Below are 25,189 nucleotides of genomic sequence, written 5' to 3'. Positions count from 1 at the left end.
TACCATATCGCTGCGCGATATGCAAGCGAACCCCCGGGCTGCGCCCGGGGGTTGCGCTCCCGCTCCGCGTGATCGCCTGTGGGTGGCTGCGCCACCCACACAACCCGGCTGCTTCGCAGTCGGGTTGACGGTCCGTGCGCTGCGCTCCCGGACCTAGCCGGGCTGCGCCCTGTAGCAGGCTTCCGCTCCGCTCCAGCCTGACGGGTGAGTCCGCTGCGCTCCCCCCGCCCGCAAAGGTCCTACCGGCTCCGCCTCCGGAACCTTGAGGCCCGCTACAAAAAACGGGGGGGCGGCGCCTCTCCTCCGGTACAACCCCCAGGAAAAAATGCGCACCAGGGCCCGCTCGTGCCGGCGAGGTGACAGGGTCACAGGCTGCTGTCGATGCCAGTGACGGCCGGTGGGCCGAGTGGAGCATCCGCTTCCTTGATGCCCGCCTCCTTCAGGGCGGCTGTGACGAGCCTTGTGGCAAGCAGTTCGGCCTCGTACCGGTCTGCGGCATCGACTTCGAGGCGGATGGAGAAGGTCCTGTCCTCGTTCAGTGTGAGCAGGTCAAGGCCCTCACTCTCGCTGACGTCCGTGTGCTGTGAAGCCAGCCCTCGTTCGAGAATCGACTGGGCTGAATCGGTGATGTCCGTGAGGAAGGTGCCAGGGACGGTGATGACGAACGTGGTCATGGCGACTCCTCGCATGGAACGGCACTTGTACGCCGTTCCTGCTTCCCTCATTGCTCTGGAATGAACCCGACGTGATGCGGTGAAAGCGCCCTCACTCACGCGGGCCGAGAGCCACTCCAGCGCTTCCGGCTACTGCTGCATCAGACTGATGCAGCATGTAGAGTCGGCTAAAATATGGGACACCCTCAGCCCAGCCAGGGAACGGCTCTACAACATCTGGCGGGGGGACCGCGGTCGACGATCTGCTCACTCGTCAAGTGAAGCGCTCACTCACAGCCGTGGGCCCGCGGATTGTTCGTGGCCAGTCTCTACAGTTCGAACTCCAGGTCCACCACGTCGTTGATCTGTACTTCCTCCAGGGAGCCTGCGCGGCGTCCGCCGTCCTGGAAGTACACCTCCCTGAGCGCTTCTGCGGTGATCTCGCGCAGCCGGTCATCGCCTTCGCCCCGCTGCTGGGCGTCGAAGAGACGAGCCGCGTGCTGGGGCGGGAGGGCGACGGTGAGGTGCCGGAGACGGTCCTGGTCCGTTGTCCCAATCGGCGCGGAGTAGCCGAGGCGGGCATGGACATCAATGACGATGCCGTCGGTCGTCGACGCCTTCTCCCTCGCCTTGGCCCGGACCTGCGGCTGCCACCGGGCCTTCACCTCGTGCTCCAGCCGGGCGGCGAGGTCCGGGCGGGGCTTCTTGATCTGGTCCTTCACGTACCGCTCGACGGTGCGCTGGGAGATCCGCAGCATCTGGGCGACGGCCTTGGTGCCCTTGAGCTGCTTGACCAGGTACCGCATCTGCGCGCCGGCCGACTTCGGCGCGGGGCGGGTGAACGCTTTCTGCACGGCCTGGTCCAGGCCGTCCCCGAACTCCTTGACCATCGCCTACTCCCCGTTGTCGGCGTCGGTGACGGCGCCGTCCTTGATGTACCGGGCGAGGTTGAGTTCCGGAGCTTCGAACCGCTCCCGGACGCCCTCGCCCCACAGGGTCGTCTGTGTGCCCTCGTGCTTGACCAGGCCCGGGTTGACGCCGAGCCTGAAGCCCCCGGGCAGGGGTTTGCCATCCCGGTAGGGCAGGAAGTCCAGCGGGCTCTCGCCGTCGGCCGCGTAGACGACGCAGTCGGAGAGGATCGCGACCGGATACTGGCCGGTGAACGCCGCGTGCTTGACCAGCTTCCGGTGGAGGTTGATCCGGGTACGGGAGATGACCGCCGCACGGATGTCCGGCCGCCAGGTGGGACGGGACAGGGCACGCCAGGGCTCGCCGGGCCGCCAGCCCTCGCCGCGGGGGCGTTCGCGCAGTTTCCCCAGCCCTCCCTTGACCGTCGCCTTGACGGCGGACACCACGATCGCCAGTTCTGGGTCGCGGCGGCGGTAGCCGTCCATCGCCGTGAGGAAGTCCTCCGGCGCCAGGTCCGCATCGACACCCAGGTCGGCCATGGTGGCGAGGTAGGCGTCGCGCAGACGGTTGTACCAGCCGTCCAGGTAGCGGCCGTTGCCGCGCCGGACGTACGCCTCGACGGGCGCGACGTCGTAGCCGAGCTCCACCGCGTACGCGACGGTCGGCGTCGCGTACCAGGCCGGGCCCTCGGGGCGTTCGCCCTTCGGTGTGAAGGGGCTGGGCAGCAGCGAACCGTCCAGCTCCACCCACTCCTTGCCGGCCTTCACGCGGGACAGATCGATGTGGCTGAGGTCGACCAGCCACGAGCCGGGCAGTTTGGGGTCGAACGGCGGGTTCCTGACGTGTGTCGGCTCGCCGAGTCCGACGGGCAGGCCGTTCGCGCCGGCAGCGAAGGCCATGTTCACGTCCAGGCCCACGAGGTTGCGGCGCATGCATTCGCCGTCGGTGAGCGGGCGCGCCCAGTCGTACGCCTCCTCGAACAGCTTCTCCGCTGGTCCCCGGACGTGGAAGCGGGGCAGGTCCGCCAGGAGCGGGTGCCCGTCCGGGGCCTCGCACGGCGCGCAGTCGACGGGCTCCTTCCCCAGTGAGCCGGGGTTGTGCTCCGAGTGCCGCTTGCCGTGGGCGTCGGGCTCGGAGGCGCGGGTCGGCGGGTGCAGGGCCGTCATCAGTTCCAGACCTGTGACAGCGGTGGAGCCGCGCGGCGTCATGACCCGGGACGCGTACGTACCGAGCAGCCGGGCCAGTTCGGCGGGCGGGAGCTGGGCGGCGTCGCCCCAGTGCCGGGTGTCCAGCGCGTTCCACGACGGGATGCACAACTGGACACAGGCCCGCTCGGAGCCGGTGGCAGGGCGGTAGATCCGTGCCCACGGCCCGAACCCGCGCTTCGTCAGCTTCCACTCCGCGCGGGTCAGCTGCTTGGTGACCTTGTGGGCCTCGGGGAGCCGACCGGCGATCCGCTCCTCTTCGCTGAGTGTGGTCGGCAGGCCGTAGTGCTCCAGCGCGGCCTCGGTGAGCACGATCAGCGGGTCCGCGTCCTTGCCCGGGCCGGCCAGCTTCGGCGCGCCCAGCTTCGCCTCGCGCAGTACCCAGTCGACCAGGCCCGGAAGGGACTTGGCCGGCACGTCCAGGACCAGACCGCCGACGCAGTACGCCAACGCGTGTCCGTCTGCGACGTCGACGACTGCCAGCGGCCCGTGCTCGAACCGCTGGTCGACCGCGGCCGGGCCGGCAGCGGACTTGGCCGTGGCCTTCTTCGCGGCCGGACGCCGCGACATCGACGGCCTGGCGGCGGACGACGAACCCGGCACGGTGTCGGGGGCGGGCTGCGGAGGGCTGTTCTGATCGGTGGTCATAGCCGAAGCGACAGAGGCTGAACCTGCCGACGCGGAGACCGGCACGGCGGTCTCCGCCTCACGGGGTGCGGGGGCGGCGGCGTCGGCGAAGGCTTCGGGCACCGCCTTCTCCTGCTGGCGTGCGTCGGCAACGCCGGGCGGGGCGGGGTAGAGCTCCGCGAGCTGTTTCAGCAGCCGTGCGTACGCCTCACGCTCCGGTCCCCGCGGCTCCGTCTTGTTCTTGCTCGACTCCCAGACACCGACCGTCGCACGGCGCACCTTCAGCGCACCCGCCACCTGCTCAAGCGTCAGCCCGTGGGCGACACGCAACCGCTTGCGCTCCTCGGGCGGCGGGAGCGGCGACGCAGACGCGACCAGCGCATCCACCGCGTCGAACAACTCAGACATGGACTACCTCCGACCCAGACAGTACCGCACAAACAGCGGATATACGGCGTTCTTTTCGCGTACACACGTGTCTGGATCCTCTGTCTCCGCACGCTCCGCACTGACATGGCAGGTGGGTGGACAGGGTCGAACGGCGCCATGGGCTGCCTCCGCGGCCACAGCTGCTTCGAGGCCCCTGAGGGGTCTTCACCGAGCTCGGCCGCGACGGCAGGGTTCCGGCCGATGAACCGGTCGGCGCATCCCCGGGGGGCCCTTCTCGCCGTTCGCCGGGCAGGGGCCGGCTTCAGCGACGGCGCAGCCCCGTATAGGCCAGGGCGGAGCCGGCCAGCACGATGACCGCGTCGACGAGGAGCGCCATGTGGATGCCGCTCAGGACGGAGCCGGTGGCGTTCATCCGGGCGGTGGCGATCGAGCTCAGGACGGGGATGCCCATCGTGACGCCGACCTGCTGCGTCATGGACGCGAGGCCGGTGGCCAGGCCCTGCTCGTCGTCGGGCAGGCCGGACGTCGCGGTGACCATGTAGCCGACGATGGAGGAGAGGTGGCCGAAGGCGCCGGCGGACGAGGCGGCGAGCATGAGGGCCAGGGAGCCGGCGCCGCCGTTGCCGACCAGGAAGAGCGTGCCGGTGGCGACGGCCTGCAGGAGCAGGCCCGCGGCCAGGACGTTGCGGTTGCCGAAGCGGGCGATCAGGCGGGGTGCCGCCATGCCGCCGAGGAAGGAGGCGACGCCGATGCCGCAGAAGGTCAGGCCGGTCTGGAGAGGGGTGTAGCCGAACACTTCCTGCAGGTAGAGGGTCAGCAGGAAGACGACGGAGCTTTCCATCGTGAACGTGATCAGGCCGCCGAAGTTTCCCCACTTGACGTTGGTGCGGGTCATGACCCGCACCGGGGCGAGCGGGGCCTTGGCGTGCATCTCGATGCGCCAGAAGGCGACGAGCAGGAGGGCCGCGACGGTGATGGTGATCAGGGCAGCCGGGTCGGTCCAGCCGTTCTGGCCGGCTTCGGTGACGCCGTACACCAGGGCCAGCAGGCCGCCGGAGACGGTGATGGCGCCCGGGATGTCGAGCTTGGTGCGCGCGCCACGGCTTTCGCTGATGACGGACGGGGCGGCGATGATGACCGCGAGCGCGACCGGGACGTTGATGAAGAAGGCCCAGCGCCAGCTGAGGAGGTCGGTGAGGAGGCCGCCGAAGATGGCACCGACGGTGAAGCCTGCGGAGATGAGGGTGCCGTTCAGGCCAAGTGCCTTGGCACGCAGGGGTCCTTCGGGAAGCGAGGTCGTCAGCAGGGAGAGCGCGGCGGGCGTGGCGAGGGCGGAGGCGAGGCCCTGGGCGATGCGGGCCGCGATCAGCATGCCCGGGCTGGTGGCCAGGCCGCCTGCGAGGGATCCTGCGGCGAGCAGGGCCATGCCTGTCAGCAGCATGCGACGGCGGCCCGCGAGGTCGGCCAGGCGGCCGAAGAGCAGGGTGAAGCCGGCGGCCGGCAGCATCATCGCTGTCGAGATCCACTGGAGGTTTCCGATGGAGAAGCCGAGTCCCTTGCCGATGTCCGGCAGGGCGACGTTCAGGATGGAGAAGTCGACGGCGAGCATGAACTGCGAGCCGAGCAGAAGGGTGAGTACGAGGCGCTGCCGCGAGGTCATGCGCGGGGACGGTGCAACGGGCGGCGCGTCGATGACGGCGGTTGCCATGGCTGTCCAAATCGTGAGGGTCGGGGCGCGGGAACGGGGCCCGCGAGGGGACCGGGACACCGGGACGGTTTCCCGCAGTGCTGCAGGTCTGCTTCTCTCGAAGGCGGTGTGGCTTTCCGGCCTTCGGATTTCTCCGTCCGCAGAAGCCGTTTCGACGGTATTGGCCGCGCCTTGCCGAATTCAACGAGAGTGCTCCTCAAGTGATCGGCGGGTGTTACCAAGGGACCACGCCGGGCGGGGCCGGGTCTCGGAGCCCGGCCGCGGGCGGTGGTCCCGGGGTGAGGAACGCGGTCCGGGACTCTGCAAGGGGAGTGCTCCTGCTCCTCACCTGCCCGGTCCGTGTCTCCCAGGGGCATGTCCCGGCCGGTGAGCAGCAAGCTGCCAGCGGTGGGCCCGGTCCCGGCATGAAGGTGACAGCGCTCCGCCATGGGGGCCCGGGACCTCAATAGTGAGGCGCTGTACGGCCCGTCGCGCCCGACGGCCGCGGGTGCCGCGGGACGAACCGGTGCGCGGCGGCCGTCGATGTCGAGCGACCCGCCCACACAGAGAGGAACGCGGTGGCAGGTCGGCCACCGCGCACCCGTGCATGATGACCGTCACTGCGCTTGCGAAGAGGGCCGGCCTCTGCGCCGATTCCCCCGAGCCGGGGCCCGAGCCCCTCCGGCCCGCTGTCTCCGCCGAACCGTCAGGTCTCGTCCCTTCCGCCGCTCCCGGGGGGACTCCCGGTGCGGCTCCGGGCGGCTCCGCCGCCTCATGGCGGGATCTGCCCGCCGCTCAGCAGCCCGACTGGCCCGAACCGGCGGCGCTGCGCGCGGCGGTGGCAGAGCTGGCCGCGTATCCGCCGCTGGTCCGTGCCGATGAGTGTGACCGGCTGCGTACCGGGCTGGCCGCCGTGGCGCGCGGGGAGGCCTTCCTCCTGCAGGGCGGGGACTGCGCGGAGTCGTTCGACGCGGTGTCGGCCGGGCAGATACGTGCCAAGGTGCGGACGCTGCGGCAGATGGCGGACGTGCTGGCGTTCGCCGCCGCGGTGCCGGTGGTGACGGTGGGCCGGATCGCCGGGCAGTACTCCAAACCCCGTTCGCGGCCGACCGAGACCCGCGACGGGGTCACGCTGCCTTCCTACCGGGGCGACTCGGTGAACGGCGGCGCGTTCACCGTTCAGGACCGCACGCCGGATCCGGAGCGGCTCAAACGGATGTACCACGCCTCCGCGGCGACGCTCGATCTGCTGCGCGCGCTGGCCGCCCGCGGCTACGCCGGTCAGCGGCAGGTGCGGGAGTGGAACAAGAAGTTCGTACGGTCGGCGGCGTCCCTGCGGCGCTTCGAGGCACTGGCCCGGGATGTCGGTGAGGCGCCGGAGTCCGTGGGCGAGAGCGGGGCGCAGTGGGCGGAGCTCTTCGCCAGCCACGAGGCGCTCGTCCTGGACTACGAGGGTGCGCTGACTCGCGGCGAGTCCGGCGGGAACGCGGGCGAGGGGCTGTACGGACTGTCCGGGCACATGGTGTGGATCGGCGAGCGGACCCGCCAACTGGACGGGGCACACGTCGAGTTCGCTTCCCGCATCCGTAATCCGGTCGGGGTGAAGCTGGGGCCGACGACCACGACGGACGAGGCGCTGGCGCTGGTCGACCGGCTGGACCCGGAGCGGGAGCCGGGCCGGCTGACGTTCATCACCCGGATGGGAGCCGACCGGATCCGTGATGTGCTGCCGGCTCTGGTCGAGAAGACCGCCGCCGAGGGCGCCTGCCCGGTGTGGGTGTGCGATCCGATGCACGGCAACACCTTCGAGGCGCCCAGCGGCCACAAGACACGTCGGCTGGACACCGTACTGGAGGAGATCACCGGCTTTTTCGAGGTGCACCGCGGACTCGGTACGCACCCGGGCGGTGTGCACCTCGAACTCACCGGTGAGCGGGTGACGGAGTGCGTGGGCGGCGGGGTGACGGCCGGTGATCTGCACCGGCGGTACGAGACCGCCTGCGATCCACGGCTCAATGACACCCAGGCACTCGAACTCGCCTTTCTTGTGGGCGAGTTGATGCGTGCGGGGTGAGGGGGCCGCCTGGACCGGGCCGGTGCGTGGATACGCCCCTGGGGGAGCCGGAAACGGCTCCCCCAGGGGCGCGTTCGGTGGGTCAGCCCTGCGCGCCGAATCCGGTGCGCCAGCTGGGGTGTTCGGGCTGCCAGCCACGTGACCGGGCAAGGGAGTTGTCCGCTCCCCGTTCCCAGCCGGCACCGCCGGACGACGCCTCGGGGGCCGGAGCGCCCAGCGCCTGGGCCAGCACCGGGACCCATGCGCGGGCCGGGGCGGGCTCGTCGTCGACGATGTTCACCGGTCCGTCCGGCCAGTCCAGGGCCCGGACGGCGGCCTGTGCCGCGTCCTGGACGTGCACGAACGAGGAGACTCCGTCGTTGGCCGGCAACTGTCCTGCGGCCAGCTTCGCGGCCATCAGGCCGCCGGGTGCGAACCAGGTGCCTGGGCCGTAGAGGGTGCCGTAGCGCAGCACGACATGTCGGGGCAGTTCCGCCACGGCGCTCTCCAGGGCCTGGATGCCGCCGATGGTGGTGGCGCGCGGCTGGACGGCGTTCACGTCGAGCGGGTCGTGCTCCCCGGCCGGTCCGGTGTCCGGCCCGTAGGCCCAGGAGATGGACTGCGCGACGATCCTCGACACGTCGGCCCGTTTGGCGGCGTCCACCAGGTTGCGCGTGCCTTCGATACGGATCCGGGCGTTGTCGGCGGGGTTTCCGGCCGCGAGTGAGGTCAGCTGGTGCATCACGATGTCCGGCGTGTGCTCGGTGACGGCGCGGACGACGTCCTCGGCGTCGAGGACATCGAGGAGCACCCCCTGGGCGCCCATGGCGTGCAGGCTCTCCACTCCCTCCGGGGTCCGGGTGGCTCCGACGACGTCGTGGCCGTCCTGGACGAGCAGGGGGACGAGGTGGCGGCCGATAGCGCCGGTGGCACCGGCGACGAAGATGCGCATCAGTTCACTTCCCGGGGGTCGTGGGGTGGGTGGTCGCGCGGGATCGCGCATGGTCGAAGGCTCCGCGACGGGGCCGGGGACCGGAAGGTACGCCAGGTACTGGATGCAGGGGATGCGGGGTTTCACAGGGGCGCGGTGGCCGCCCCCGCGGGCGTCCGGTGGCTCTCGGTCAGCCAGAGCAACAGCGCGGCGGCGGTCAGGACACCGCCCGCGGCGCACACACCGCCCCAGCCCGCCGCCGTGTACAGGCTCACTCCGAGCGCCCCGCCCACCGAGCCCCCGAGGAAGTAGGAGGTCATGTAGGCAGTGGTCACCCGGGACCTGATCCGGGCCGGGTAGCCGTAGATCCGCGCCTGGTTGAGTACGTGGACGCCCTGGACGCCGATGTCGAGGACCAGGATGCCCGCGATGAGCAGGACGAGGTTGCTGCCACCGGTCGTCAGGGCCCAGGCGACCCCGACGACGAGCAGCAGGATGCCGGTCGCGGCGTGGGCGACGCCCTTGTCCTGCAGCCGGCCGGCGGGCTGTGCGCAGGCCGCGCCGGCCGCGCCGAGGAGCCCGAACAGGCCGATCGCGGCGGCGGAGTAGTGATGCGGAGCGCCACTGAGCATGAAGGGCAGCGCGGTCCACAGGAGCTGGAAGCAGCAGAAGCCGATCGCGCCGATCGCCATCCGGCGCCGCAGGAAGGGCTCGGTGCGCACCAGGGAGCCGACCGAGGCGAGGAGCCGGCCGTAGCGGGCGCCGCGGGTGGCGGGCACATCGGGCATCCGCAGCCGCAGGGCCACCGCGAGTCCGGCGATGACCACGGCGGCCAGCCCGTACACCCAGCGCCATCCGACGGCCTGGTCCACGGCGCCGGCGACGGTGCGCGCAAGCAGGATGCCGAGCAGCAGGCCGGTCATGAGGGTGCCGACCACCCGGCCCCGCTGGTCGTCCGCGGCGAGCGTGGCCGCCGCCGGTATGAGGATGTTGATGGCGGACCCGGTGATACCGACGACGGTGAGGACGGCGATCAGCGTGAACGCGTTCGGCGCGACCGCCGCGCCCGCGAGTGCCAGCGCGTCGACGGTGAGCATCACGGTGACGACGCTGCGCCGGGCGAGCAGATCGCCGAGCGGGACCAGGAGCACCAGGCCGGCGGCGTAGCCGAGCTGGTTGAGGGTGACGGCCAGGCCCGCCGTGGAGGAGGAGATGTGCAGGCTCCGGGTGAAGTCCGGCAGGAGCGGCTGCGCGTAGTAGTTGTTGGCCACGATCAGTCCGCACGCCACCGCGAGGAGCAGCACGAGCGAACGGGGGATGCCGGAGCCCGGCGCGGCTGCCGTTCCCGGATCGGGCTGCTTGGTGTCCCCGGGGGACTGACGGATGCTCATGCAGGAAGGCTAGGCAATAATCAGTCCAGAACTCTGAACCAAAAAAGCCGCCTTTGATTGGACCAAATATGGATGGCGTGGTGCCCGGGCAGTCCATGGGGTCCAGGCTGGACCTGTTGATCGATGTGGCGCCGCGCGGGGGCAGGCGCCGGGCTGTCGAGGACGCGCTGCGGGCCGCGATCAGGGACGGCAGGCTGGTCGCCGGCGTCCGGCTGCCGTCCACCCGGGACCTGGCGGCGGAGCTGGGCCTGTCCCGTGGCACGGTCAGCCAGGCCTACGAGCAACTGACTGCCGAGGGCTGGCTGGTGGCGCGCACGAAGGCAGGCACCAGGGTGGCGGACGGGGCCGCGGCCAGCGCGGTGCCGGTGGCCGCGCCGGATCCGGTCGCCGTGCCTGTCCCCCGCCACGATCTGAGCCCGGGGCGGCCGGACGTGTCCTCCTTTCCGCGCGTGGAGTGGGCCAGGGCGGTGCGTCACGCTGTGCACGAGGCGCCTGCGGAAGCCTTCGGGTACGGCGATCCGCGCGGCCGGCCGGAGTTGCGCAGCGCGCTTGCCGGGTATCTCGGGCGGGTCCGCGGGGTGCGCGTGGACCCCGCGCACCTGGTGGTGTGCTCCGGTTACACCCAGGGGCTTGGGCTGCTCGCCGGTGTGCTGGCCGAGCTCGGCGTCCGTACGGCGGGGATGGAGAATCCGGCGGTGGGCGATCACGTCGCGATCGTCGGGCCCCGGCTGGCGGTGGCGGACGTGGCGGTCGACGCGCAGGGGCTCTGCGTTCGGGATCTCGAACGGTCCGGCGCGGGGGCGGCGGTGTGCACCCCGGCGCACCAGTTCCCCCTGGGAGTGGGGATGTCGCCGGGCCGGCGGGCCGAGCTGCTGGCCTGGGCCGGCGGGCGCGGGGCCTGGGTCGTGGAGGACGACTACGACGGCGAGTTCCGCTACGACCGCCGTCCGGTGGGCGCCCTGCAGCCGCGGCTGCCGCACCAGGTCGCCTATGTGGGGACGACGAGCAAGTCGCTGGGCCCAGCCGTCCGGCTGGGCTGGATCGCGTGCCCGCCGGCCCTGCTGGAGCCGCTCGTCGAGGCCAAGCGGCTGGCGGACCGGCAGACCGGGCCGATGGACCAGCTCGCCCTCGCCCACCTGATCGGGTCGGGAGCGTACGACAGCCATCTGCGCACGATGCGCCACATCTACCGGCGGCGGCGGGACGACCTGGTGGCTGCGGTAGGGGCGGCGCTGCCCCGGGCCCGGGTGACGGGGATCGCGGCGGGGCTCCACGCGATGGTCGAGCTGCCGCCCGGCCCGTCGGAGGCGCACATCACCGCTGCGCTCCAGGCGGCCTCCATCCGGGTGCAGACCTTGGGGGACTACACACGCGGGGAACGGGAGGCGGGAGCCGCGTCGCTGATCGTGGGGTACGCGACGCCTGCCCCCCATGCCTACGCGGGTGCGGTGGAGGCACTGGTGCGGACGGTGCGGGGGGTGCTGGGGCGGGCGGCGTGAGGGGGCCGCGACCGGGCCGGGCCCGGGTGAAGTCACCGCGGACCTCGGCCCGGAGCAGTCCGGGCCGGGCCTCACACCACGTCGAAGTCCACGGTCAGGGACTCGCTGGCCGGCGTCGACTGGCAGGTGAGGATGTAGTCGTCGGCCACCTCCTCGGCGGAGAGGCTCAGATTGCGGCCCATGTCGGCCCGGCCGCTGACCACGCGGGCGCGGCACGTCGCGCAGACGCCGGTGCGGCAGGAGAAGGGCAGTTCGGGGCGGGCGGTCAGGGCCGCGTCGAGGACGGTCGTGCCCGGCTGCGTACGGATGGTGGAGACACGGCCGTCCAGACGGATCGTCAGTTCGTGCGCCGGGCCCGCCGCCCGGTCCTGTCCGGCCCGCGGCTGTGACCGTGGCGGGGGCGACGGGGGCTCCGTGTCCGTGTGGAACAGCTCGGAGCCGATGGCCGACGGATCGGTTCCCAGCTCCACGAGCACGTCGCGCACTCCCGTCACCAGCCCCTGCGGCCCGCACACGAACCACTCCTGGACCGGGCCGCCGGGCAGCAGTGCGGGGAGGAGTTCGCGCAGGGTTCCGGGGGTCAGGCGGCCGGAGCTGAGACCGACCTGCTGGATCTCCCGGGAGAAGACGTGCAGCAGTTGCAGACGGTGGCCGTGACGGTCCTTCAGGTCGGCGAGCTCCTCGGTGAACATCGCGGAGGCCACGGACCGGTTGCCGTACAGCAGGGTGAAGGTGCTGCCCGGCTCGGTGGCGAGGACCGTCGCGGCCAGGGACAGCACCGGGGTGATCCCCGAGCCGGCCGCGACGGCCGCGTACCGCCTGCTGCGGGCCGCGTCCGGGCGGGTGGTGAAGCGGCCCTGCGGGGTGAGCACTCCGAGGGTGTCGCCCGCGGTGAGACGACCGGTCGCGTAGGTGGAGAAGGCGCCTCCTTCCACCGCGCGCACGCCGATCCGCAGTGTGCCGTGTCGGGCCAGTCCGGCCGGGGTCGAGCACAGCGAGTAGGACCGGCGGATCTCGCCCGTGCCGTCCGGATCGGCCCGTACGGTGAGGTGCTGGCCGGGCAGGAAGGCGAAGTCGGCGCGCAGCGGCCCGGGGACGTCCAGGGTGACGGCGACCGCGCTGCCGTCGGCCGCCGCGGGCTCGACGGCCGTCACTGTCAGGGTGTGGAAGCGGGTACGGGGCGCGGCGGGGCGGCCTGCGGCGAGGACCGGCATCAGTGCTCCTTGAAGTGGTCGAACGGTTCGCCGCAGCCCTCGCAGCGCCACAGGGCCTTGCACGCCGTGGAGCCGAAACGGGCGAGCCTCGCGGTCTCTGCTGAGCCGCAGCGAGGGCAGTGCGGGGCGGGGGACGGTGCGGCGGCCAGCGGCAGGAGCCGGGCGCCGGCCGGTGCGGCGCCCGGTGGAGCGGCGCCGGCGCCGGGCGGGGCGATCCCGGCGGCGTACAGCTTCGCGCGGGCGTCCTCACTGATCCAGGCGGTCGTCCAGGCGGGAGCCCAGACCGTGTCGACGCGTACGTCCACGGCTCCCGCGTCCCTGGCGGCCGAGCGGATGCCGGTGCGGATGGCGTCCATGGCGGGGCACCCCACGTAGGTGGGGGTGATGGTGACGACGGCGCGGCCTTCGGTGTCCACCGTGACCTCGCGCAGGATGCCGAGGTCCTCGATGGTCACGACGCGTATCTCCGGGTCCGGCACGCCGGCGACGGCGGCCCGTACCCGGGCGGCGCTCACCATCGTGCACCCGGGTGGGCGCGGTGCAGACCCTGCATCTCCGTGACGAGCAGGCCGAACGCCTCGGTGTGCAGGCCGTCCCGGCCGCCGGTGGGCGCCCAGTCACCGCCGGGGACGGTGAGTGCGGCCTCGCCGAGGGTGCGGCGCACCCGGTCCTGCCACGGGCCTCGCAGGGCTGCCGGGTCGCATCCGGTGCCGTCGGCGGCTGCCGCGGCGGACACGTCGTCGGCGGTGAACAGGTCGTGGGTGTAGGGCCACAGTTCGTCGACGGCGCGCTGCATCCGGTGGTGCGACTCCTCGGTGCCGTCACCGAGCCGCAGCGTCCACTCCACGGCGTGGTCCACGTGGTAGGCGGTCTCCTTGACGGCCTTGGCGGCGATACCGGCGAGCACCGGGTCGGCGGATGCGCAGAGCTCCCCGTACAGCAGGTGCTGGTAGACGCCGAAGAACAGCAGTTTGGCGATGGCCGTCGCGAAGTCCTCGTCGGCGAGTTCCACGAGCTGTACGTTGCCCAGTTCGCGCTCGCCGCGCAGATAGGCCAGGTCGTCCTCGTCGCGGCCGAGGCCCTCGGTCCGTCCGGCGTGGCCGAGCAGTGCGCGGGCCTGGCCGAGCAGGTCGAGGGTGATGTTGGACAGCGCCACGTCCTCCTCCAGCTGCGGGGCGCGTGCCGACCACCCGGCGAGCCGCTGGGCCGCGATCAGGGCATCGTCGCCGAGGCGCAGCACATACCGGAAGGTGCTCACAGGTGTTCCACTCCCTCGGGGAGTTCGAAGAACGTGGGGTGGCGGTACACCTTGTCCGCGGCCGGGTCGAAGAACGCGTCGCGCTCGTCGGGGCTGGAGGCGCTGATCGCGGCGGCCGGTACCACCCACAGCGAGATTCCCTCGCCGCGCCGGGTGTACAGGTCGCGGGCGTTGCGCAGCGCCATCACCTCGTCGGGGGCGTGCAGACTGCCCGCGTGGATGTGGGCGAGGCCGCGCCGGGCGCGGACGAAGACCTCCCACAGCGGCCAGTTCGGTTCTGCTGCCCTGCTCATGCTGCCGTCTCCTGCTCCTGTGTCGTGCCGCGGGCGAGCCGTTTGGCGGCGTACGCGGCGGCGGCCTCGCGGGCCCAGGCGCCTTCCTCGTGGGCGCGCCGCCGGTGGGTGAGGCGCTGCCGGTTGGCGGGGCCGTTCCCCTTGATGACCCGGGCGAGTTCCGTGTAGTCGGGTTCGGTGAAGTCGTAGTGGCCGCGCTCCTCGTTCCAGCGCAGCTCCGGGTCGGGCAGGCGCACACCGAGCGACTGGGCCTGCGGGACGCAGATGTCCACGAAGCGCTGGCGCAGCTCGTCGTTGGTGAACCGCTTGATCCGCCAGGCCATCGACTGCCCGGAGTGCGTGGACGCCTTGTGGGGCGGGCCGAACATGGCGAGCGCCGGGTACCACCAGCGGTCGACGGCGTCCTGGGCCATCGCGCGCTGCGCGTCGGTGCCGTGCGTGAGCGCCCACAGGGAGTCGAAGCCCTGGCGGTGGTGGAAGGACTCCTCCTTGCAGACGCGGACCATGGCGCGGGCGTAGGGGCCGTACGAGGAGCGGCACAGGGGTACCTGGTTGACGATGGCCGCGCCGTCGGTGAGCCAGGCGAGCGCTCCGGTGTCCGCCCAGGTCAGGGTCGGGTAGTTGATGAACGACAGGTACTTCTGGCGTCCTTCGTGGAGGGCGTCGAGGAGTTCGGAGCGGTCCACGCCGAGGGTCTCGGCGGCCCCGTACAGGTAGAGGCCGTGGCCTGCCTCGTCCTGGACCTTGGCGAGCAGGATCGCCTTGCGCTTCAACGAGGGCGCCCGGGTGATCCAGTTGGCCTCGGGCTGCATGCCGACGACCTCGGAGTTGGCATGCTGGGCGAGCTGTCTGATCAGCGACTGCCGGTAGCCGTCGGGCATCCAGTCGCGCGGTTCGATCTTCTGGTCCGCGGCGATCACCGCGTCGAACCGGGTCTGCGGGCCGTCGGCCGCGCTGTGCGCGGATGCGGTGCCGGCCGGTTCCGGCCGTGCGGGGGTGTGCCGCTCGGCCGCCTCGATCTCTTCGAGCAGGACGTCGTGCCCGGGCGGCTCGGGCGCCGGGAAGTCGTTGTCTGCCACCTGTCCCACCGTGGATCTCCTTTGTACGGGGTGGCAGCACCGTAGGGCGCTCCCCTGCGGTCTCCGGCGGTCCCGGTCAGCAAGCTGACGTCCCTTGCGGGGGCCGTGTCAGCAAGGTGTCACGGCGCGCAGGACCGGGCGGCGGGCGCCCAGAGTTGGCCGCCGTCAGGACAGGCGAGAGGAGAGGGACACGTGCCCAGCAAGAACGCCTTCTACATAGGCTTGATGTTCGAACGGGCCGCCGCGCAGCATCCGTCGGCACCTGTGGTGCTGGACGCGCCCCTGCAGCTGGCTCCCCAGGACGGCACGGAGCTGACGCTCAGACAGCTCGCCGGACATGTACGGGAGCTGGCTGCCCGGCTGGTCGCGGCGGGGGTGCGCCGGGCCGACCGGGTCGCCATCCACAAGTCCAACAACTTCGACATCGCGCTGCTGGCGGCGGCCGTGCAGCGGATCGGCGCGGTGCCCGCGCTGCTCTCGCCGCTGCTCGACGGCGACACCGTCTCCCAGCTGCTGCACCGGCTCGAACGGCCCTGGCTGCTCACCGACGGCGACAGGCTCGACGGCTCCGGCATCGAGCTGGCCGCGGCCCGCGGAGTGCTGATCACCGCGGGGTCCGAACTGCCCGGCACCGAGCGCCTCGACGCCTACGCGGGGGCCCCGGTCCCGGCGCCCGATGTGCCGGGACCGCACGACCCGGCGCTGATCACGCACACGTCGGGGACCACCGGGCTGCCCAAGCTGGTCGTGCAGACACCCGACGCGCTGTACCAGCGACTGCGGCTGCAGAAAGTGGTGGCCGCGCGGACCTGGCGGCAGGAGAGCGTCGCCCTGTGCATGAGCTTCGTGCACGCCCGCTTCTACACCGCGGTCCAGCTCGCCATCGCGTACGGCAATCCGCTGCTGGTCGCCGTCGACCCCGATCCGGCCAAGGTGGGCCCGCTGTTCGCCCGGTACCGGCCGGGCGTGGTGGAGACCCAGCCCAACACGTTCGTGGACTGGGAGGTACTGGCCGGGGCCGTGGGGCGGCCGCTGTCCAGCGTGCGGTACTTCAGCGCGACCTTCGACGCGATGCACCCTCGCACCGTGCAGGTGCTGCTCGGTGCGTCGGTGCGCAGGTCCCCCCGTTTCTTCCAGCTGTACGGACAGACCGAGACCGGCCCGGTCGCGGCCGGCTCGTGCACCCTGCGCACGGCGCTGCGCGGCGGCGCCCGCAGCGTCGGCTGGCCGCTGCCCGGCATCATCCGGATGCGGGTCGTGGACGAGCAGGGCCGCCGGGTCAGGCGCGGGCGGACCGGCCGGGTCGAGGTCAGGAGCCGTACCCGGGCCGTCACCTACCTCGGTGAGGACGCCCGGTTCCGTGAGCAGCTCAACGACGGCTGGTGGCGGATGGGCGACCTCGGCCACCGCGACCTGCTCGGCCGGCTGTACCTGCTGGACCGGGAGGTCGACCACATCGAGTCCATCGGCTCCAGCCTGGAGGTCGAGGACCACCTGATGGAGCAGTTGCCCGAGCTGCGCGAGGTGGTCATCGTCGCCGGGGCCGACGGCGGTGCGGTGCCGGTGGTGTGCACTCGCGACGAGAAGCCGCTCGACGAGGCCCGCTGGCTCGCGGCGACCGCCGGGCTGCCGGCTCTGGGGAAGGTGCGGCAGCTGCCGTTCGACGCGCTGCCGCTGACCGCGACGTCCAAGGTGCGCCGCAGCGAGCTGATCCGTCTGCTGGAGGCAGGCGTCCATGGCTGAACAGGGCGTGCTCAGGGCGCCGGAGCCGGGCCCCGCCGTCCCCGTGTCCGAGCTGGAGGAACGGCTCGGCATCGAGCTGGTGCGGGCCTCCCCGGAACAGGTCGAGGGCAGCATGCCGGTCCTCGGCAACCGGCAGCCGTTCGGTGTGCTGCACGGCGGCGCGTCCTGCGTGCTCGCCGAGACGCTCGCCTCCGTCGGTGCCTGTCTGCACTTCGCGCCCGGCTCAGGGGTCGGCACCGAGATCAGCGCAACCCACCTGCGGCCCGTGACGGGCGGCAGGGTCACCGGGGTCGCGACGGCCGTACGGCTCGGGCGCACCCATGCCACGTACGAGATCACCATCACCGACGAGCAGGGCAGGCGGGTCTGCAGCGCACGGATGACGTGCGTGGCCGCGCCCCCCGAGCGTCCGGGCCGCTGAGAGCGGCACACCGGAGGAGCCATGGTTTCACTGTCCCCGCCCCCACGCGTCCCGCTGTCCCCCTACGCACCTCTGTCATCTTCCACCCCTCTGCCATCGCCCATCCCTCTGCCATCGCCCATCCCTCTGTCGCTGTCGGCCCCTCCGTCATCGCCCCCCGCTCCGTCACCGCCCGCCCCGCTGCCGGTCCCCCTGTCACCCTCCGGTCACCTCGACTCCTTCGGCCGGGACGGCCTGCCGCCGGCCGGCGCATGGCCCGAGTTCCACTGGGACCTGCCTGAGCTGCGCTACCCCCAGCGGCTGAACTGTGCCCGGGAGCTGCTCGACGCGACGATCGCCCGGCTGGGCGGGGGCCGGCCCTGTCTGACCGACGGGGCCGGGCAGACCTGGTCGTACCAGGAGGTACTCGACCGGGTGGCCCGGATCGCGCGGGTACTCGTCGACGACTTCGGCCTCGTGCCGGGCAACCGGGTGCTGTTGCGTGGCCCCAACTCACCCTGGATGGCAGCCTGTTGGCTGGCCGTCATCCGGGCAGGCGGGGTGGCTGTCAGCACTGCCCCGCTGCTGCGCGGCGGCGAGCTGCGCACCATGGCCGACCGGGCGGGGGTCCAGCTCGCCCTGTGCGACGAGCGGTTCACCGGGGAGTTGGAGCCGGCGGTCGCCGGCGTCCCTGTGGTGGCGTACAGCGCGCGGGGTGACGGGGGTGCGCTGGGGCGGCTCGCGGCCGGCAAGCCCGCGTCGTTCACCCCCGCGGACACCGCGGCCGACGACGTGGCGCTGATCGCGTTCACCTCGGGCACCAGCGGGGAGCCGAAGGCCACCGTGCACTTCCACCGGGACGTCCTGGCTATCGCGGACACCTTCTCGGCGCGGGTGCTGCAGCCGCGCGCCGACGACGTGTTCGCGGGCAGTCCGCCGCTCGCCTTCACCTTCGGCCTCGGCGGACTCCTGGTGTTCCCGCTGCGGGCGGGGGCGCGGGCGGTGCTCCTGGAGGACGGCTCGCCGCGCGCGCTGTTCGGGGCGGTGGCGGGGCTCGGCATCACCGTGCTGTTCACGGCGCCGACGGCCTACCGGGCGGCCCTTCGTGACATCGACGGCTACGACCTGCGGACGCTGCGGCTGTGCGTGTCGGCGGGCGAGGCGCTCCCGGAGGCGACCTGGCGGGCCTTCCGGGAGGTGACAGGCCTGCGGATCGTGGACGGCATCGGCTCCACCGAGATGCTGCACGTGTTCATCTCGGCGGCGGGTGACGACATCCGGCCGGGCGCCACCGGCAAGGTGGTGCCCGGCTACCGGGCGCGGATCGTCGACGCGGCGGGCGAGCCGGTGCCCGACGGAGTGCCAGGACGCCTCGCCGTCCAGGGGCCGACGGGCTGCCGCTACCTCTCCGACCCCCGCCAGCACCAGCAGGTGCAGCGGGGCTGGAATCTGACCGGCGACACCTACATCCGGGACTCCGACGGCTACTTCTGGTACCAGGCACGCTCCGACGACATGATCGTCTCGGCCGGATACAACATCGCCGCCCCCGAGGTCGAGCAGGCGCTGCTCCGCCACCACGCCGTCGCCGAGTGCGCGGTCGTGGGAGCCGCCGACACGGAGCGCGGCACGGTCGTGAAGGCGTTCGTACGTCCGGGCCCTGGCGCGGAGCCCGGCCCCGCCCTGGCCCGCGAGCTCCAGGACTTCGTGAAGCGTGAGATCGCTCCGTACAAGTACCCGCGGCTCGTCGAGTTCGTCACCGAGCTCCCGTTCAGCAGCACCGGGAAGCTGCAGCGTGCCGTGCTGCGCCGCGCCGGCACCCCGGCGCACAGCAGCGGCGACGGCGAACCGCCCGCACCCGCCTGAACAGTGCCCGCTCCGGCGGACGGCTCCGTCCGCCGGCCCACTCACCACGAGACACGAAGAGGACTGCGAATGATCAACAGGAGAAGCTTCCTGGGCGCCGGCGCGGGAGTGGCGGCCGTCTCCGGGCTCTCGCTCACCGCCTCGGGCGTGGCGCGCGCCCGGCCCCGTACGGACGGCAAGTGGGAGGCTCTGCGCCGCGGCATCGGCGGCGATGTGGTGCTCCCGGGCGACGCCGACTACGTCCGGGCCAAGCAGCTGGCGGCCGCCCAGTTCGACCACCTCAGGCCCCAGGCGGTCGTGTACTGCCAGAGCCCGCGGGACGTGCGCACCGCGATGGCCTTCGCACAGGACCACGACATCGCCAGCGCGGTGCGCAGCGGTGGCCACAGCTTCGTCGGCTGGTCGGGATCCGAGGGCGTGGTCATCGACCTGTCCCGGCTGAACGGGGTCCGGGCCTCGGCGAATACGGTGCGGTTGGGCCCCGGGGCGCAGGCGGTGGACGTGCTCGGCGCGCTCACCCCGCACGGCATGGGTGTCCCCGCCGGGTTCTGCCCGACGGTGTGTCCGGGCGGCTTCGTCACGGGCGGCGGCATGGGCTGGCAGTTCCGCAAGTACGGGCCGACCTCCGACCGGCTGGTGTCGGCGCAGGTCGTCCTCGCCGACGGGCGGACCGTGACGGCTTCCGAGCACCAGCACCAGGATCTGCTGTGGGCGCTGCGCGGTGGCGGCGGCGGCAACTTCGGGGTCGTGACCGACTTCGAACTCGCGCCCACCCATGAGCCGCACGTGGTGACGTTCGATCTGACGTGGCCCTGGGAACAGGCCGAGCGGGTGCTGTCCGGGTGGCAGCAGTGGGCCGCCCACACCCCGGCGAACCTGGCACCCCGGGCGGGCGTCCTGCTCAAGGACGCGGCGCCCGGCGCGGTGCCGGTGGTCATGGTGAGCGGTGCGCACTTCGGCGAGCAGAGCGAACTGGAGACCCTGCTGGCCGAGTTGACGTCACTGGCCGGCAGCAGTCCGGCCACGAGCGTGGTGCAGGACCGCCCGTACGACAAGGCCATGATGCGGCTGTTCGGTTGCGAGGGCGACTCGCTCGACCAGTGCCATGTCAGCGGCGCCAACCCGGAGGCGCTGCTGCCGCGCACCGCCTGGGTCAAGCACCGCAGCCGGATGTTCGCCGAGGAGATCCCGGGCAGCGGGATCGCCGGGATGCTGCAGGCCTTCGACGCGAACCGGCGGGCGGGCCAGTACCGCTGGCTGGGCTTCCTGTCGCTGGGCAAGAACGCCAACGACGTGGCCGCCGACGCGACCGCCTACGTCCACCGGGACGCCGAGCTGTTCGCGGTGTTCACCGCCGGCCTGAACACCCCCGCCCCGGCCGCCGATGAGCTCGCCCCGGCCCTGGCCTGGTCCGACAGCGCGTTCGGCTCGATGGACCGGTACTCCAACGGCCGAACGTACGTGAACTACCCCGACCAGGGTCTCGCGGACTGGGAGACGGCGTACTACGGCTCCAACCTGGCCCGGCTGAAGGCGGTCAAGCGGCGCTACGACCCGCACGGCTTCTTCCGGTTCCCGCACGCGGTGCGCGGCTGACGCGCCGGGCGGGGGCCCGCCGCCGGGCGTACCCCGGCTCCGTGGCGGCCCCCGCCCTCGTCCCCGCCCCCTTCCCCCTCCCTCCGTTCACCACCGTTCGACCGAAGGAAAGCGAGTTCCCATGTCCCTGCTGGAGGTTGCGGCCCCTCTGCCCCCGGCGCCCGCCGGCGCCGGCTGGCACACCCCCGCCGGAGTGGAGGTACGCCGCAGCACCGAGTGGGCGGGCGGGGCCGCCGCGGTGCGGGCCGCCCTGGAGAGCGCCCTCGACCAGCGCCGGGGCATGCTGCTCTTCCGCGGCCACGACCGGGCTCTGGGCTATGTCGATCCGCCCGTCGAGGTCACCGTGTGCGGCGACCGCATGACCGTCACCGCGCTCAACGACCGCGGCCTGGTGCTGCTGCCCGCGCTGCGGCGCACTCTGGAGGGCGTCCTGACCCTGCTGCCCGGCCCGGACGGGTCGGTGCACGGACAGGCGCCGCCGGTTCCGCAGGACTTCGCCGAGGAGGAGCGCACCCGCAACGCGGGGGTCTTCCGTGCGCTGCGGGCCCTGATCGCAGCGATGGCGGGCCCGCACGGCGAGCTGCTCGGCCTGTACGGGGCGTTCGGCTACGACCTGCTCTTCCAGGTCGATCCCATCGACCTGCACCAGGTCCGCGGGGAGGGCGACCGGGACCTGGTGCTGCACCTGCCGGACGAGATCCTGGACCTGGACCTGCGCCGCGACGAGGCGGTCCGGCACACCTACGAGTTCACCGCAGGCCTCGCCGCCACCGACGGCCTGCCGCGCGCCACCCCGGCCGTGCCCTACCGGCCCGGGGTTCCCGCACAGCGGCGCGACCACCGGCGCGGCGAGTACGCGGACCTGGTCCGCCGGGCCATGCCGCTGTTCGGCTCCGGCGACCTGTTCGAAGTGGTGCCGGGCCAGGTGTTCCGGCGTCCCGGGGGCGAGCCGCCGTCCGTGCTGTTCCGGCGGCTGCGTGCGCAGAACCCCGCGCCGCACAGCCTGTTCGCCAACCTCGGGGACCACGAGTACCTCGTCGGCGCCTCGCCCGAGATGTTCGTGGACGTGACACGGGACGGCGCGTCCGGGCGGCTGACGACCCGTTCCTCGCCGATCAGCGGGACGGTGGCCCGCGGCCGGGACGCGCTGGAGGACGCGGCCCGCATCCGGGAACTGCTCGGCTCGGTCAAGGAGGAGTCCGAGCTCACCATGTGCACCGACGTGGACCGCAACGACAAGGCGAAGGTCTGCGTGCCGGGCACGGTCAGGGTCACCGCCCGCCGGCAGATCGAGATGTACTCGGCGGTCATCCACACCGTGGACCGGGTCGAGGGCGAGCTGCGCCCCGACCGCGACGCGCTGGACGCCTTCCTGGCCCACCTGTGGGCGGTCACCGTCACCGGCGCGCCGAAGCTCGCCGCCGTGCAGTTCGTCGAGCGCGAGGAGCGTTCGCCCCGGCGCTGGTACGGCGGTGCGGTCGGCCGCATCGGATTCGACGGCACGCTGGAGACGGTGCTGACCCTGCGCACCATCCAGCTGCGTGACGGGGTGGCGACAGTACGGGCCGGGGCGACGCTGCTGCACGACTCCGACCCGGCCGCCGAGGAGGCCGAGACCGAGCTGAAGGCGAAGGCGCTGCTGCGGGTCCTGGACGGCCCCGGTGCTCCCACTCCGGCCGGCCCGGCGCTGCTCCAGGAGCGGGTGGGGACGGGGCTGCGGATCCTGCTCGTGGACCACCGGGACTCCTTCGCGCACTGCCTGGCCGACTATCTGCGCCAGACCGGCGCCCAGGTCAGCACGTACCGCAGCGGGCGCCATCTGCCCGTGGTCGAGCGGGAGCGGCCGGACCTCCTGGTGCTCTCCCCCGGCCCCGGCCGGCCGGCCGACTTCGGACTGGGCCGGACACTGGCCACGGCCGAGCGGCTCGGCATCCCGGTGTTCGGGGTGTGCCTGGGTCTGCAGGGCCTGGTCGAGCACTACGGCGGCACGCTGGGCACCCTCCAGCGGCCGGTGCACGGCAAGCCGTCGCTGGTGCGGGTGAACGGGGACGGCGGGGGCCTGCTCGCCGGGCTGCCGGAGACCTTCGAGGTCGGCCGCTACCACTCGCTGTACGCCCGGCCCTCGTCGCTGCCGGCGCAGCTCCGGGTCACCGCTGCGACCGAGGACGGAGTGGTGATGGCCGTCGAACACCGCACCCGGCCGCTGGCCGCGGTCCAGTTCCACCCCGAATCGATCATGACCGCGCAGGGCGGCGCCGGACAGCTCGTCGTCACCAACGCGGTGGCCTCGCTGACCCGCAGTACCCGCCCGACCGCCGCCGCCCGCCGCTGAGCGGTCCGGCAGCGCCCGGACACGCCCCGCCAACTTCCCTGTTCGTTCCAGCAGTTACATGTTCTCGGATTCTTCGGAGGTTTCCATGACCGGCAGGCAGCATGAGGTCTGCATCATCGGTGCCGGGCCGCGTGGCCTGTCGGTGCTGGAGCGGCTGTGCGCCAACGAGCGCACGTCGCCGCGGCAGACCTCGGTCACCGTGCATGTCGTCGACCCCTTCCGGCCGGGGGCCGGGCGGGTCTGGCGGACGGACCAGTCCCGGCATCTGCTGATGAATACCGTCGCCTCCCAGGTGACGGTATTCACCGACGACAGCTCCGAGATCGACGGGCCCGTCGAGCCGGGGCCGAGCCTGCACGAATGGGCCGGCTCGGGCGCCGCCGCGCAACAGGGCGCCGGCCGCGACCAGGAGCGTACGGCGGCCGAGGCCCGGGAGCTGGGCCCCGGCTCCTACCCGACGCGGGCGCTGTACGGGCGCTATCTGGAGGACATGTTCGCGCGGGTGGTGGCCGGTGCGCCGGAGCATGTCACGGTGCGGGTGCACAGGTGCCGGGCCGTCGCGCTCGACGACCCGGCCGGGCCGGACGGCGCACAGCGCGTGCTGCTCGAAACCGGCGTCGCGCTCTCCGGCCTGGACGCGGTGGTCGTCGCCCAGGGCCATGTCCCCAGCTGGCCCTCCGAGTACGAGAGCCGTACCGCCAGGACAGCCGCGGAACACGGCCTGGTCTATGTGCGTCCCGCCAACCCCGCGGAGGTGGAGCCGGCCGGGATCGCCCCGGGCGAGCCGGTGGTGCTGCGCGGGCTCGGGCTGAACTTCTTCGACCACATGGCGCTGTTCACCGCGGGGCGGGGCGGGAGCTTCGAGCGGGACGGCCAGGGCCGCCTGGTGTACCGGGCGTCGGGGCGCGAGCCGCGGCTGTACGCCGGCTCCCGGCGCGGGATCCCGTATCACTCGCGCGGCGAGAACGAGAAGGGCGCGTACGGCCGGTACTTCCCCCGGCTGCTCACTCCGCAGGCCGTGGCGCTGATACGGAAGGAGGCCGGTGAGAGCGGGGTGGACTTCCGCGCCCAGCTGTGGCCGCTGATAGCCAAGGAGACCGAGAGCGTCTATTACGCCGCGCTGCTGGCCAGGGCCGGCCGGCCGGCCGAGCGGGCCGGGTTCACCGACCGCTATCTCGCCGCGCCCTCGCCCGAGGCCGAGGCCGAGCTCCTGGACACGTACGGCATCGCGCACCAGGACCGCTGGGACTGGGACCGGATCTCCCGGCCCTACCTCGGCGAGGACTTCGCCGACCGGGCGGAGTTCCGCACCTGGCTGCTCGGGTACCTGGCCCGCGACCTGGAGCAGGCCAGGCAGGGCAATGTCAGCGGGCCGGTCAAGGCCGCCCTGGACGTGCTGCGCGATCTGCGCAACGAGATCCGTCTGGCGGTCGACCACGGCGGCCTGCACGGCGACTCGCACCGCGACGACCTGGACGGCTGGTACACACCCCTCAACGCGTTCCTCTCGATCGGGCCGCCCGCCTCCCGTATCGAGGAGATGATCGCGCTCATCGAGGCCGGTGTCCTGGACGTGCTGGGCCCCGGTATGCGGGTGGAGGTCGACACCGACGCCCGGCGGCCCGCGTTCACCGCCGCCTCGGACATGGTTCCCGGCGAGCCGGTACGCGCCCGGGTGCTCATCGAGGCCCGGCTGCCCGAGCCCGATGTGCGCCGCACCGCCGATCCGCTGCTGCACCGGCTGCTCGCCACCGGGCAGTGCCGGCCGTACCGGATCGCGACAGCCGGCGCGGGCGGCCACGAGACCGGGGGCCTCGCGGTCACCGGCCGCCCCTACCACGTGGTCGACGCCCGGGGCCGAGCCCACCCGCGCCGGTTCGCCTACGGGGTGCCGACGGAGGCCGTCCACTGGGCGACCGCCGCCGGTATCAGGCCCGGCGTCAACTCGGTGACCCTGGGCGACTCCGACGCCATCGCGCGGGCGGTGCTCGCCCTGCCCAGCACGTCCCCAGCACAGGCGCCGCAAACCGCCCGGCTCGCGGAGGTGGGGGCGTGAGCGGCGT

Annotated in this window: 19 protein-coding genes; 8 read left to right on the top strand and 11 right to left on the bottom strand. The window is 72.6% G+C overall.

What is annotated here, in order from left to right; all coding sequences use genetic code 11:
* Positions 1-365: 365 nt before the first annotated feature.
* From OG917_RS30545 to OG917_RS30530, 4 genes are all read right to left on the bottom strand, one after another.
* Positions 366-674 (bottom strand): hypothetical protein, encoded by a 309-nt coding sequence (locus tag OG917_RS30545; protein WP_328322505.1) that lies wholly within the window; start codon positions 672-674, stop codon positions 366-368.
* A gap of 308 nt (positions 675-982) precedes the next feature.
* On the bottom strand, positions 983-1,543 hold the full coding sequence (gene tpg, locus OG917_RS30540; RefSeq protein WP_328322503.1) for a telomere-protecting terminal protein Tpg: 561 nt from the start codon (positions 1,541-1,543) through the stop codon (positions 983-985).
* A 3-nt stretch (positions 1,544-1,546) separates the two neighbouring features.
* Positions 1,547-3,802, bottom strand: a complete 2,256-nt coding sequence (tap, locus tag OG917_RS30535) for a telomere-associated protein Tap (RefSeq protein WP_328322501.1) — start codon at positions 3,800-3,802, stop codon at positions 1,547-1,549.
* A 283-nt stretch (positions 3,803-4,085) separates the two neighbouring features.
* Positions 4,086-5,492, bottom strand: coding sequence for an MFS transporter (locus OG917_RS30530; RefSeq protein ID WP_443059113.1), 1,407 nt, complete (start codon positions 5,490-5,492; stop codon positions 4,086-4,088).
* A gap of 589 nt (positions 5,493-6,081) precedes the next feature.
* On the opposite strand from OG917_RS30530, the gene OG917_RS30525 reads away from it, so the two are divergent.
* On the top strand, positions 6,082-7,545 hold the full coding sequence (locus OG917_RS30525; protein ID WP_328322497.1) for a class II 3-deoxy-7-phosphoheptulonate synthase: 1,464 nt from the start codon (positions 6,082-6,084) through the stop codon (positions 7,543-7,545).
* An 82-nt stretch (positions 7,546-7,627) separates the two neighbouring features.
* On the opposite strand, the gene OG917_RS30520 is transcribed toward OG917_RS30525, so the two are convergent.
* A complete protein-coding gene (locus OG917_RS30520) occupies positions 7,628-8,476 on the bottom strand; it encodes an NAD-dependent epimerase/dehydratase family protein (protein ID WP_328322495.1) in 849 nt (282 codons plus the stop codon).
* Between the two features lie 122 nt (positions 8,477-8,598).
* Positions 8,599-9,846 (bottom strand): MFS transporter, encoded by a 1,248-nt coding sequence (locus OG917_RS30515; protein WP_328322493.1) that lies wholly within the window; start codon positions 9,844-9,846, stop codon positions 8,599-8,601.
* A 95-nt stretch (positions 9,847-9,941) separates the two neighbouring features.
* Here OG917_RS30515 and pdxR point away from each other — a divergent pair, with 95 nt between their 5' ends.
* Positions 9,942-11,345 (top strand): MocR-like pyridoxine biosynthesis transcription factor PdxR, encoded by a 1,404-nt coding sequence (gene pdxR / locus OG917_RS30510; protein ID WP_328322491.1) that lies wholly within the window; start codon positions 9,942-9,944, stop codon positions 11,343-11,345.
* 71 nt (positions 11,346-11,416) lie between these two features.
* Here pdxR and OG917_RS30505 read toward each other — a convergent pair whose 3' ends face one another.
* Genes OG917_RS30505 through paaA form a run of 5 tightly spaced genes read right to left on the bottom strand, consistent with a single transcriptional unit; the run spans position 11,417 to position 15,030 of the window.
* A complete protein-coding gene (locus tag OG917_RS30505) occupies positions 11,417-12,559 on the bottom strand; it encodes a 2Fe-2S iron-sulfur cluster-binding protein (protein ID WP_328322489.1) in 1,143 nt (380 codons plus the stop codon).
* Positions 12,559-13,077 carry a 1,2-phenylacetyl-CoA epoxidase subunit PaaD gene (gene paaD / locus OG917_RS30500; RefSeq protein ID WP_443059112.1) on the bottom strand — a complete coding sequence of 173 codons (519 nt, stop codon included), beginning with the start codon at positions 13,075-13,077 and terminating at the stop codon, positions 12,559-12,561. The genes OG917_RS30505 and paaD overlap by 1 nt, the downstream gene beginning before the upstream one ends.
* A complete protein-coding gene (paaC, locus tag OG917_RS30495; protein ID WP_328322485.1) occupies positions 13,071-13,817 on the bottom strand; it encodes a 1,2-phenylacetyl-CoA epoxidase subunit PaaC in 747 nt (248 codons plus the stop codon). Before paaC ends, paaD begins: the two co-directional genes overlap by 7 nt.
* Positions 13,814-14,110 (bottom strand): 1,2-phenylacetyl-CoA epoxidase subunit PaaB, encoded by a 297-nt coding sequence (gene paaB / locus OG917_RS30490; RefSeq protein WP_328322483.1) that lies wholly within the window; start codon positions 14,108-14,110, stop codon positions 13,814-13,816. The genes paaC and paaB overlap by 4 nt, the downstream gene beginning before the upstream one ends.
* Positions 14,107-15,030: a 1,2-phenylacetyl-CoA epoxidase subunit PaaA gene (paaA, locus tag OG917_RS30485; RefSeq protein ID WP_328322512.1), complete on the bottom strand. Its 924-nt coding sequence runs from the start codon at positions 15,028-15,030 to the stop codon at positions 14,107-14,109. Before paaA ends, paaB begins: the two co-directional genes overlap by 4 nt.
* Positions 15,031-15,381: 351 nt before the next feature.
* Here paaA and OG917_RS30480 point away from each other — a divergent pair, with 351 nt between their 5' ends.
* The 6 genes from OG917_RS30480 to OG917_RS30455 all read left to right on the top strand — a co-directional run bounded on the left by OG917_RS30480 (position 15,382) and on the right by OG917_RS30455 (position 25,182).
* Positions 15,382-16,932 carry a class I adenylate-forming enzyme family protein gene (locus OG917_RS30480; protein ID WP_328322481.1) on the top strand — a complete coding sequence of 517 codons (1,551 nt, stop codon included), beginning with the start codon at positions 15,382-15,384 and terminating at the stop codon, positions 16,930-16,932.
* Positions 16,925-17,353, top strand: coding sequence for a PaaI family thioesterase (locus OG917_RS30475; RefSeq protein ID WP_328322479.1), 429 nt, complete (start codon positions 16,925-16,927; stop codon positions 17,351-17,353). Before OG917_RS30480 ends, OG917_RS30475 begins: the two co-directional genes overlap by 8 nt.
* 21 nt (positions 17,354-17,374) lie before the next feature.
* The gene (locus OG917_RS30470) at positions 17,375-19,198 is read left to right on the top strand and encodes an AMP-binding protein (RefSeq protein WP_328322477.1); all 1,824 of its coding nucleotides are present in this window, start codon (positions 17,375-17,377) and stop codon (positions 19,196-19,198) included.
* A gap of 69 nt (positions 19,199-19,267) precedes the next feature.
* Complete coding sequence (locus tag OG917_RS30465; RefSeq protein WP_328322475.1) at positions 19,268-20,794, top strand: FAD-binding oxidoreductase; 1,527 nt, start codon at positions 19,268-19,270, stop codon at positions 20,792-20,794.
* Between the two features lie 121 nt (positions 20,795-20,915).
* Entirely contained in the window at positions 20,916-23,126 is a 2,211-nt protein-coding gene (locus OG917_RS30460; protein ID WP_328322473.1) for an anthranilate synthase component I, read from the top strand.
* A gap of 85 nt (positions 23,127-23,211) precedes the next feature.
* Complete coding sequence (locus tag OG917_RS30455) at positions 23,212-25,182, top strand: FAD/NAD(P)-binding protein (protein WP_328322471.1); 1,971 nt, start codon at positions 23,212-23,214, stop codon at positions 25,180-25,182.
* Positions 25,183-25,189 lie beyond the last annotated feature (7 nt).

Origin of the sequence: Streptomyces sp. NBC_00388 (genome assembly GCF_036061255.1) — a bacterium.
Lineage (GTDB): Bacteria > Actinomycetota > Actinomycetes > Streptomycetales > Streptomycetaceae > Streptomyces.
This window is presented reverse-complemented; position numbering and strand designations above follow the sequence as displayed.